10 protein-coding genes and 1 other RNA gene are annotated in these 9,137 nt (G+C 53.6%); 1 reads left to right on the forward strand and 10 read right to left on the reverse strand.

Annotation, left to right across the window (positions count from 1 at the left end; translation table 11 throughout):
* Window positions 1–96: 96 nt before the first annotated feature.
* The 7 genes from GJ1_RS16595 to tadA form a co-directional block, all read right to left on the reverse strand.
* Window positions 97–360, reverse strand: coding sequence for a pro-sigmaK processing inhibitor BofA family protein (locus GJ1_RS16595; RefSeq protein ID WP_066234840.1), 264 nt, complete (start codon window positions 358–360; stop codon window positions 97–99).
* An 80-nt stretch (window positions 361–440) separates the two neighbouring features.
* Entirely contained in the window at window positions 441–665 is a 225-nt protein-coding gene (locus GJ1_RS16600) for a YaaL family protein (RefSeq protein ID WP_066234842.1), read from the reverse strand.
* 23 nt (window positions 666–688) lie between these two features.
* A complete protein-coding gene (recR, locus tag GJ1_RS16605; RefSeq protein ID WP_066234844.1) occupies window positions 689–1,285 on the reverse strand; it encodes a recombination mediator RecR in 597 nt (198 codons plus the stop codon).
* Between the two features lie 9 nt (window positions 1,286–1,294).
* The gene (locus GJ1_RS16610) at window positions 1,295–1,618 is read right to left on the reverse strand and encodes a YbaB/EbfC family nucleoid-associated protein (RefSeq protein ID WP_373278047.1); all 324 of its coding nucleotides are present in this window, start codon (window positions 1,616–1,618) and stop codon (window positions 1,295–1,297) included.
* A 27-nt stretch (window positions 1,619–1,645) separates the two neighbouring features.
* Window positions 1,646–3,325, reverse strand: a complete 1,680-nt coding sequence (gene dnaX, locus GJ1_RS16615; protein ID WP_066234850.1) for a DNA polymerase III subunit gamma/tau — start codon at window positions 3,323–3,325, stop codon at window positions 1,646–1,648.
* A gap of 122 nt (window positions 3,326–3,447) precedes the next feature.
* An RNA gene (gene ffs / locus GJ1_RS16620) (signal recognition particle sRNA large type) lies at window positions 3,448–3,712 on the reverse strand.
* Between the two features lie 38 nt (window positions 3,713–3,750).
* On the reverse strand, window positions 3,751–4,248 hold the full coding sequence (gene tadA / locus GJ1_RS16625) for a tRNA adenosine(34) deaminase TadA (protein WP_066234860.1): 498 nt from the start codon (window positions 4,246–4,248) through the stop codon (window positions 3,751–3,753).
* Between the two features lie 86 nt (window positions 4,249–4,334).
* Here tadA and GJ1_RS16630 point away from each other — a divergent pair, with 86 nt between their 5' ends.
* On the forward strand, window positions 4,335–5,621 hold the full coding sequence (locus GJ1_RS16630; protein ID WP_066234853.1) for a glycoside hydrolase family 18 protein: 1,287 nt from the start codon (window positions 4,335–4,337) through the stop codon (window positions 5,619–5,621).
* A gap of 427 nt (window positions 5,622–6,048) precedes the next feature.
* Here the strand turns inward: GJ1_RS16630 and serS are convergent, their stop codons facing one another.
* The 3 genes from serS to pdxS form a co-directional block, all read right to left on the reverse strand.
* Entirely contained in the window at window positions 6,049–7,323 is a 1,275-nt protein-coding gene (gene serS / locus GJ1_RS16635) for a serine--tRNA ligase (protein ID WP_066234856.1), read from the reverse strand.
* 199 nt (window positions 7,324–7,522) lie between these two features.
* Window positions 7,523–8,113, reverse strand: coding sequence for a pyridoxal 5'-phosphate synthase glutaminase subunit PdxT (gene pdxT, locus GJ1_RS16640; protein ID WP_066234858.1), 591 nt, complete (start codon window positions 8,111–8,113; stop codon window positions 7,523–7,525).
* 24 nt (window positions 8,114–8,137) lie between these two features.
* A complete protein-coding gene (gene pdxS / locus GJ1_RS16645) occupies window positions 8,138–9,022 on the reverse strand; it encodes a pyridoxal 5'-phosphate synthase lyase subunit PdxS (RefSeq protein ID WP_031406382.1) in 885 nt (294 codons plus the stop codon).
* Window positions 9,023–9,137 lie beyond the last annotated feature (115 nt).

Raw genomic sequence — 9,137 nt, forward strand, 5'->3', positions numbered from 1 at the left:
CTTAATCAACAGCGACGTTTATCAATATAATCTATTGTCATATGAAAGTCAATACCTTATTAAACAAAAAATAAAAGGCATCTTAGAATATGATGCCTACAAAATATACTGGTCAATCACGATTAACGCTGCCGCTCCGGGGAGGCCAAGAAATCCACAAATGATTGAGGTAACAAGGTTAATTGGAATATGAATGCTAAATTGTCCGCCGATGGCGTTGATGACAAACAACGCGAGCGCCCCGACGATCAGACGAATGGCTGCATAGCCGACAAAACGAAGCGCCTTAAGGCGGGCGCCGACGATAAGCAACACAGCGATCAGCGCCAGCAACACGGTAATGACGACTTTCGGCTCCAACGTTTGAACCCCCTTTTTTGCATGCTTGTACTACCAACGTATGAGCAACGGGGGAAAAAAGAACAAAAAAATGAAGGAAGTTAACGCACTTCCTTCAGCGTGATGCGGCGGTGCTTCGCTTCGCGGAGAAGGAAAAAATATTTGGCCTCCGCCAGTTGCAACGCACTGAGCACCTCCGGCGACGGGTCGACGCTTTTTTCGATGATCTGTTTTTGTTCAAACCACTCAGCTCTTGCTTTTTGCAGCTCAACCATTAATTTTTCATCAAATTGTCTCTTTAGCTTCCCCTTTCGCCACCATAACAAACCGATCCCCACCTTCTTTCTCTCTATAACTCGCGGCGCCCTTCCAACGCTTTTGATAGCGTCACTTCATCCGCATATTCCAAGTCGCCGCCGACCGGCAAGCCGTGGGCGATGCGGGTGACTTTGATCCCGGTCGGCTTCAACAGGCGCGAGATGTACATCGCCGTTGCTTCCCCTTCAATGTTCGGATCAGTCGCCAAAATCACTTCCTGGATCGTTTCGTCCCGCAATCGTGCCAGCAGCTCGGCGATTTTAATATCTTCCGGACCGATGCCTTCCATCGGCGAGATGGCACCGTGCAACACATGATACAGGCCGTTGTATTCTTTCATTCTTTCCATGGCGATGACATCTTTCGGATCCTGAACGACGCAAATCGTCGTTCGGTCGCGCCGCTCGTCCTTGCAGATGTAACAAGGGTCTGTATCCGTAATATGCCCACAAATCGTGCAATAATGAATATGCCGCTTCACGTCAACAAGCGCTTTGGCAAACTCCAACACGGTATCTTCTTTCATCGCCAACACATGAAACGCAAGACGGGCGGCCGTTTTTGGGCCGATGCCCGGCAGTTTCATAAAGCTGTCGATCAACTTCGATAGTGGTTCTGGATAATGCATAATTTCCCCCTAGAACAACCCTGGAATATTAAGCCCTTTCGTAAACTGCCCCATCATTTCATTGGCCAGCTCGTCCGCTTTTTTCAACGCATCGTTTGTCGCCGCCAAAATCAAATCTTGCAGCATTTCAATATCGTCTGGGTCGACGACTTCTTCTTTAATTTTGACCTCCAAAACTTGTTTATGACCGTTGGCGACAACGGTCACCATGCCGCCGCCTGCTGTGCCTTCCACCGTTTTTTCTGCCAGTTCTTCCTGCGCTTTTTGCATTTCTTTTTGCATTTTTTGCATTTGCTTTAACATTTTTTGCATATTGCCCATTCCGCCACGCATCATATTGGCAATCCTCCTTTAGACGATTTATTCTTTAATTTCGATCAATTCTTCGCCAAACAGCCGCTTCGCTTCGGCGATCAACGGCTCTTCCTCGCTTTTTTCCGCCTTTGCGTCCTTGTTGCGGATGAACTCTTCCCTTATTTTTCCCCATTCTTCTTCCGGGATGGCCACCATTTCAAAGCGCCGGTTTGTCAGCTCAAACAAAATCGCTTCGACATTTTCTTTGACCGAGCTTGTGGGATCGGTCGCCATTTTGCAATGGATTTCGTATTTGAATTTTAACACAAACGCTGAGGCGCTCGCTGCGACCGGCTCACTTTCCTGCAGCAAGGCGGCATGCGACACTTTATGCTGCCGTTTCAACGTATCAAGCACATCCGCCCAGCGGCCTTTCACCAAAGCCAAATCTTCATGCGTCGCCTGTTTCAACAGCTCGTAAATGCGGCCGACTGGCGCTTTATACCCCCCGGTTTTCACCGTTTTGGCCGGTTTTTTCGCCGGAGCCGCAGCCGATGAGGAAACGGATGGCTGCTCCTTCAGGCGTCGCAGTTCAGCCTCCAATATCTCAATCCGCTTGATCAACGGCTCAAGCTCGGAAGCCGACAACGGCGGGGCGGCAGCTGATGGATGGCAAAGCTTGACAAGCGCCACTTCCAACAAAAGGCGCGGATGGTTGGTCCATTTCATCTCTTGCTGGCTTTTGTTCAGCAATTCGATGGCCTCGTATAAATCGGAAACCGGAATCGTTTCCGACAGTGAAGTGAACGCCTCGTCAACAACAGCGATTTGAATCGCTCCTTCCACATGTGGAGCAGTTTTGTACAGCAATAAGTCACGATAATACAAAATTAAGTCTTCAATCAAACGATTCGGATCTTTCCCTTGGGCCATCATCGCTTCCAACTGCTGAAGAACCGCCGCTGCATCTTTACGTTGGATGGCGTCGATGAAACTCGATAAAGCAGCAAATGACACAGCGCCGGTCATCGCCAGCACGTCATCGAGCTCAAGCTTTCCATCGCTGAATGAAATGGCTTGGTCAAGCAAGCTGAGCGCATCGCGCATCCCTCCATCCGCGGCGCGGGCGATGGCAGACAATGCCTCATCAGACGCCTCGACACCTTGGGCGTTGGCCACATACTTCAGCCGTGAAACGATCGCTGAAAGCGGGATGCGGCGAAAATCGAACCGTTGGCAGCGGGAAATGATCGTTGCTGGAATTTTGTGCGGCTCGGTCGTGGCCAAAATAAAAATGACGTGTTTCGGCGGCTCCTCAAGCGTTTTCAGCAACGCGTTAAACGCGCCGATCGACAGCATGTGCACTTCGTCAATGATATACACTTTGTAGCGGACCGACGTCGGTGCAAACTTCACCTTTTCGCGGATGTCGCGGATTTCATCGACGCGGTTGTTGGAAGCGGCGTCAATTTCCAGCACATCGGGAACCGTTCCGTTCGTAATGCCGAGGCAAGCCGGACATTCGTTGCACGGCTCCGCCGCCGGCGCCTGTTCGCAATTGACCGCCTTGGCGAAAATTTTCGCTGCGCTCGTTTTCCCAGTTCCACGCGGGCCAGAAAATAAGTAGGCGTGCGATATTTTATGTTGAAGTAGGGCGCTTTGCAACGTCTTGGTGACGTGTTCCTGGCCGACCATGTCTGCAAAGCGCTGCGGCCGAAACACGCGATATAACGCTTGGTATGCCACGGAAAACGGCCCTCCTCTTCCTCTCGTCTCATCTATTATATAACTTCCGATCTTAATTTAAAATAACAAAAAACCCACTCATAACGAGTGGGCTTCGTTTCTTTTTTTTGTGTTATGTAAGGCCGTGCACCTTCTGTCGATTAGCTGCCCCGAGCGTTGCTCAAGCAGTTAGCTCAGCCCAGGCACCCCCGCGGCACATGGGAGCATCCGCTTACTGCTGCTTCCTTCCGGACCTGACAGGGTTCACGGAATCCCATTGCGCGGGACCCAGACGTCAACACCACTTGCTTGAGACAGGCCTCGCAACAGACTAACCTCGAGAAGGAATTCAGCCTCGCTAGAGCGGATTGCGAGTACAGGGCACCGCTACCTCCCCGCTTAGCACGGCACTATCAGTATAGCTCGTTTGCAGAAAAAATGCAATGTCAATCGGCGGGATTTTCGTTGGCACTTTCGCCAACATTTCTCTTTTGTTCGCGCAATCGCCGAAAAAATTGGCTCAACAGCGAACCGCACTCGTCAGCGAGCACACCGTTTGCCACCTCAGCCTGATGGTTAAATCGGCTTTCTTGCAATAAGTTCATCAACGTCCCCGCGCACCCTCCCTTCGGGTCAAACGCGCCGAACACGACCCGCTCGATGCGAGAAAGAACGATGGCCCCTGCGCACATAGCGCACGGCTCAAGCGTCACATACAACGTCGCTCCCTCAAGCCGCCACGAACCGGTCACCCGACACGCTTCATCGATCGCCAAAATTTCGGCATGAGCGATGGCGCGCTGCTCAGTTTCCCTCAAATTATGGGCGCGGGCGATGACGCGGCCGTTCTGAACGATGACAGCACCGATCGGCACTTCGCCGATTTGCTCCGCTTTTTTCGCTTCTTCTATCGCCAATCGCATGTAGTACTCATCGTTGCTCATCGTATACCCCTTCACGCAAACGATCATTTCTCCTTCCTTTTCATCATAGAATATGGAGAATGAAGACGCAACTTAGGAGGTCAAGTATGCAAATCCACGTGGTGCAGAGCGGACAAACGTTACGCGGGATCGCGGAGGCATACGGCACGACGGTGGAAGAAATTGTCCGGGCCAACAAGCTTCCAAATCCTAATAAACTCGTTGTCGGCCAGGCGCTCGTGATCCCGATCGTCGGCCGTTTTTACTGGGTGCAGCGCGGCGACACATTATGGTCGATTGCACGCCGATTTTCGATTCCGATGCAACAGCTCGCCGAAGTGAACCGCCTCTCGTTGAACGCCCCGCTTCGAGTCGGTCAGCGGCTTTATATCCCGCCCGGCGCCAAGCGGAGAGCGGAGTTTAACGCCTATATCGAGCCGCGCGGCGCGACCGTCAGTCCGGCGCTGGAGGCGAGCGCCCGCGAAGCTGCCCCGTATTTAACGTATTTAAGCCCCTTTTATTTTGCCATCCGGCGCGACGCGACATTACAAGGGCCGCCGCTTGACGATTTTCCGGCCATCGCCCGCGCCAACCGCGTCACGCTCGTTATGGTGGTCGCCAACATTGAAAACGGGCGGTTCAGCGACGAGCTCGGCGCGCTCATTTTAACAAACGGAACGCTGCAAAATCGCCTGCTCGACAACATTGTCGCAACCGCCAGACGGTACGGCTTCCGCGACATCCACTTCGATTTCGAATATTTGCGTCCGGAAGACCGTGAGGCGTACAGCGCATTTTTGCGCAAAGCGAAACGGCGGTTCGAACGGGAAGGGTGGATGATGTCGACCGCCCTGGCGCCGAAAACGAGCGCGATCCAGCGCGGACGCTGGTATGAGGCGCACGACTATCGCGCCCATGGGCAAATTGTCGACTTTGTCGTCATTATGACGTATGAATGGGGCTACAGCGGCGGTCCGCCGATGCCGGTGTCCCCGATCGGCCCGGTTCGCCGCGTTCTCGAGTACGCCATCTCTGAAATGCCGCCCGAGAAAATTTTGATGGGACAAAACTTGTACGGCTACGACTGGACGCTGCCGTATGTCCCCGGTGGCCCGTACGCACAGGCCATCAGCCCGCAGCAAGCCATCGCCATCGCTGCAAAGTATAACGTCGCCATCGAATACGATATGGAAGCGCAGGCGCCGCATTTCCGCTATCGCGACGAAAACGGCCGTGAGCACGAAGTCTGGTTTGAAGACGCCCGCTCCATTCAGGCCAAATTTAATCTTGTCAAAGAGCTGGGCTTGCGCGGGGTCAGCTATTGGAAGCTTGGGCTTGACTTCCCGCAGAACTGGTTGCTGATCACGGATCAATTTACGGTTGTAAAAAAATAAAGCTCGAGTAGGAGGGAACCGGCTAACTCACTCGCCAACCCCCGTTCGGGACTTTCACCCTATAGCGCCGCACCCATATCGGGCGTACGCGTAAAAAAACCCGCCGATCAAGGGCGGGTTTTTTATGATGGGAAACGGCGTTTGGCGGTCAGCCGTTTCAAATGACAATCTCCTCTTATGCGCGTCAGTTTTCTTCGTCATCGTTTTGGCCGAGAACAAGATTTCTTGTCCCCCATTGCCAACGTCATTCACTATAACACGGTGGTCGGGAAAAGTCAACCAACGATTGGTCTGAAAGGCTGTTGAAAAAATACGTTTTCTTCAAAAACAGTTGGTCATGAACGCGCGGAAGAGTTGTCGATCCATTCGCAAAAGCTCCTCGCTCGAGCGCTTTCCCGTGACATCACCGGCCTTCTACAGTTTTTCTTCAGCGAATGATATCGCGATTCCCCATATACGGACGAAGCGCCTCCGGAATGATGACCGAGCCGTCTTCTTGCTGGTAGTTTTCCAAAATGGCGGCGACCGTCCGTCCGATGGCCAGCCCCGAACCGTTTAACGTATGCACGTATTCTGGCTTTGCTTTCGGTTCACGACGGAAGCGGATGTTAGCGCGGCGCGCCTGGAATGCCTCAAAGTTGCTGCATGACGAAATTTCCCGGTATGTTCCATAGCTGGGCAGCCAAACTTCAATGTCGTACGTTTTCGCCGCCGAGAATCCGAGGTCGCCCGTGCACAAAGCGACAACGCGATACGGAAGGCCCAGCCGCTGCAAAATCGTCTCCGCTTGGCGCGTCAATTTTTCCAATTCGTCATACGAGTCTTCTGGTTTGACGAACTTGACGAGCTCCACTTTGTTGAACTGATGCTGGCGGATCAACCCTCTCGTGTCGCGGCCGGCCGACCCGGCTTCAGCGCGGAAGCAGGCGCTGTAGGCTGCATAGTAAAGCGGCAAGTCATCGGCAGCCAAAATTTCGTCGCGGTGCAAGTTCGTCACCGGCACTTCCGCGGTCGGAATGAGAAAATAATCTTCGCTGTCCAAATGGAACGCATCCTCGGCGAACTTTGGCAACTGTCCAGTTCCGATCATGCTCGCGCGGTTCACTAAATATGGCGGCAACACTTCCTGGTAGCCGAACTCATCGAGATGAATGTCAAGCATAAAGTTAATTAATGCCCGCTCCAACCGGGCGCCCAATCCTTTATAAAACACAAACCGGCTTCCCGCCACTTTGGCGGCCCGCTCGAAATCGAGCAAACCGAGCTGATCAGCGATTTCCCAGTGCGGCTTTGGTTCAAACGAAAACGAACGCGGCTCCCCCCATCTCCGCACTTCAACATTGTCCTCTTCCGATTGGCCGATCGGCACCGACTCATGCGGCACGTTCGGAATCGACAATAACAAGTCGTCGAGCTCCTCTTCAATCTTTCGAATTTGCTCGTCCATCTGTTTAATGCGGTCGCCGACCTCGCGCATTTGAATAATGAGCGGCTCGGCGTCTTTTTTCTCGCGCTTTAAAACGGCGATTTGCTGAGACACATCGTTCCGTTGGCTTTTCAGCTCTTCGACTTCCGCAATCAAGCGGCGCCGTTCTTTGTCCAGCTGTTCAAAGCGGTCGATGTTCGCCAAATCCCCGCCGCGCTGCAGCAATTTTTCCTTCACTTCTTGAAACTGATTGCGCAATATTTTGATATCCAGCACCGTGTTCTACCTCCTTCGCCTTTTATTATACATAAAAGAAAGCCCCCGTCCCAAAAAGGGACGAGAGCAATCCCGCGTGAAACTCATGCCGGCAACGGCGGCCGATGATCACTGGGCTGTGCCCTTCACGCGCTTGAAGTGGAAGACTTCTTTCGGAAATCTGTTAAACCTTCCAGTTGCATTTGTCCATTTGCTTTATCTACTTGGCGCTCGACGCCATTTTCGCCTCTTTGACTATGGCCAGGAAGTAGTGCATCAATCGATGGTCGTCTGTCAGCTCCGGATGGAACGAACAGCCGAGAAACTGGCCTTGTCGAGCGGCGACAATGCGGCCGTTGTATGTCGCCAGGACATCGACCCCGTCCCCCACTTCCACAATATGTGGGGCGCGGATGAAGACACCGACAAATCCATCGCCGACGCCTTTGATCGACAGCTCGGCTTCGAAGCTCTCCCGCTGCCGGCCGAACGAGTTTCTCTCGACTGTAATGTCCATCAATCCTAAATGCGGCTCGTCATAGCCGACAATCCGCTTCGCCAGCAAAATGAGCCCGGCGCACGTGCCGAACATCGGCTTGCCAGCGGCGGCAAATTGCTTGAGCGGCTCCATCAACCCATAGCGGTCGATGAGGCGCCGCATCGTTGTGCTTTCACCGCCCGGCAGCACAAGCCCGTCCAATCCTTCGAGCTGCTCCGGCTTCTTCACGACAACCGCTTCGGCGCCGCACGCCTCAATGGCGCGGACGTGCTCCCGCACAGCTCCTTGCAGTCCAAGTACACCTATTTTCATCGTTGCTTTGCTCCTTTGTTTAGCTTACCAGCCGCGTTCTTGCATCCGGTGCTCCGGCAGCAATGTCGCAACATCGATGCCGCGCATCGCGCCGCCCAATCCTTTCGACAAGTGGGCGATCAGTTCATAGTCTTCGTAATGGGTCGTCGCCTCTACGATCGCACGCGCGTATTTTTCCGGGTTTTCCGATTTGAAAATGCCCGACCCAACAAAGACGCCGTCCGCGCCCAAGTGCATCATCAAAGCCGCGTCAGCCGGTGTCGCGACACCGCCGGCGGCAAAGTTGACGACCGGAAGGCGGCCAAGCCGCTTAATCTCGCGCAGCACTTCAACCGGAGCCCCGAGTTGTTTCGCCTCAGCGACAAGCTCATCTTCGCTCATGTTGACGACTTTACGGATTTGCGCGTTAACTTTGCGCATATGGCGCACCGCCTCGACGATGTTGCCTGTCCCCGGCTCCCCTTTCGTCCGCAGCATCGACGCCCCTTCGGCAATGCGGCGCGCCGCTTCCCCTAAGTCACGGCAGCCGCACACAAATGGAACGGTAAACTGCCGTTTGTCAATATGGAATTCTTCATCAGCCGGCGTTAATACTTCGCTTTCGTCAATGTAGTCGACGCCAAGCGCCTCTAAGACGCGCGCCTCGACATAATGGCCGATCCGCACTTTCGCCATGACCGGGATCGAGACGGCGTTCATCACTTCTTCGATCACCGTCGGGTCGGCCATGCGCGCGACACCGCCAGCGGCGCGAATATCCGCCGGGACGCGCTCGAGCGCCATGACCGCGACAGCCCCTGCCGCTTCAGCGATTTTCGCTTGTTCTGCGTTCACGACGTCCATGATGACGCCGCCTTTTTGCATTTCCGCCATGCCGCGTTTGACGCGGTCCGTACCTGTCAATGCCACCGTTGATTCCCCCTATTCCTATCCTGATAGTGGACGATGCTCATAAAAGATGATGATGACTCTGTTTTATTTTACCTCAATTTTTACAAAAATCACAATGGAAAAAAGCTCCCCG

It is taken from the genome of Geobacillus jurassicus NBRC 107829 (assembly GCF_001544315.1).
Lineage (GTDB): Bacteria > Bacillota > Bacilli > Bacillales > Anoxybacillaceae > Geobacillus > Geobacillus jurassicus.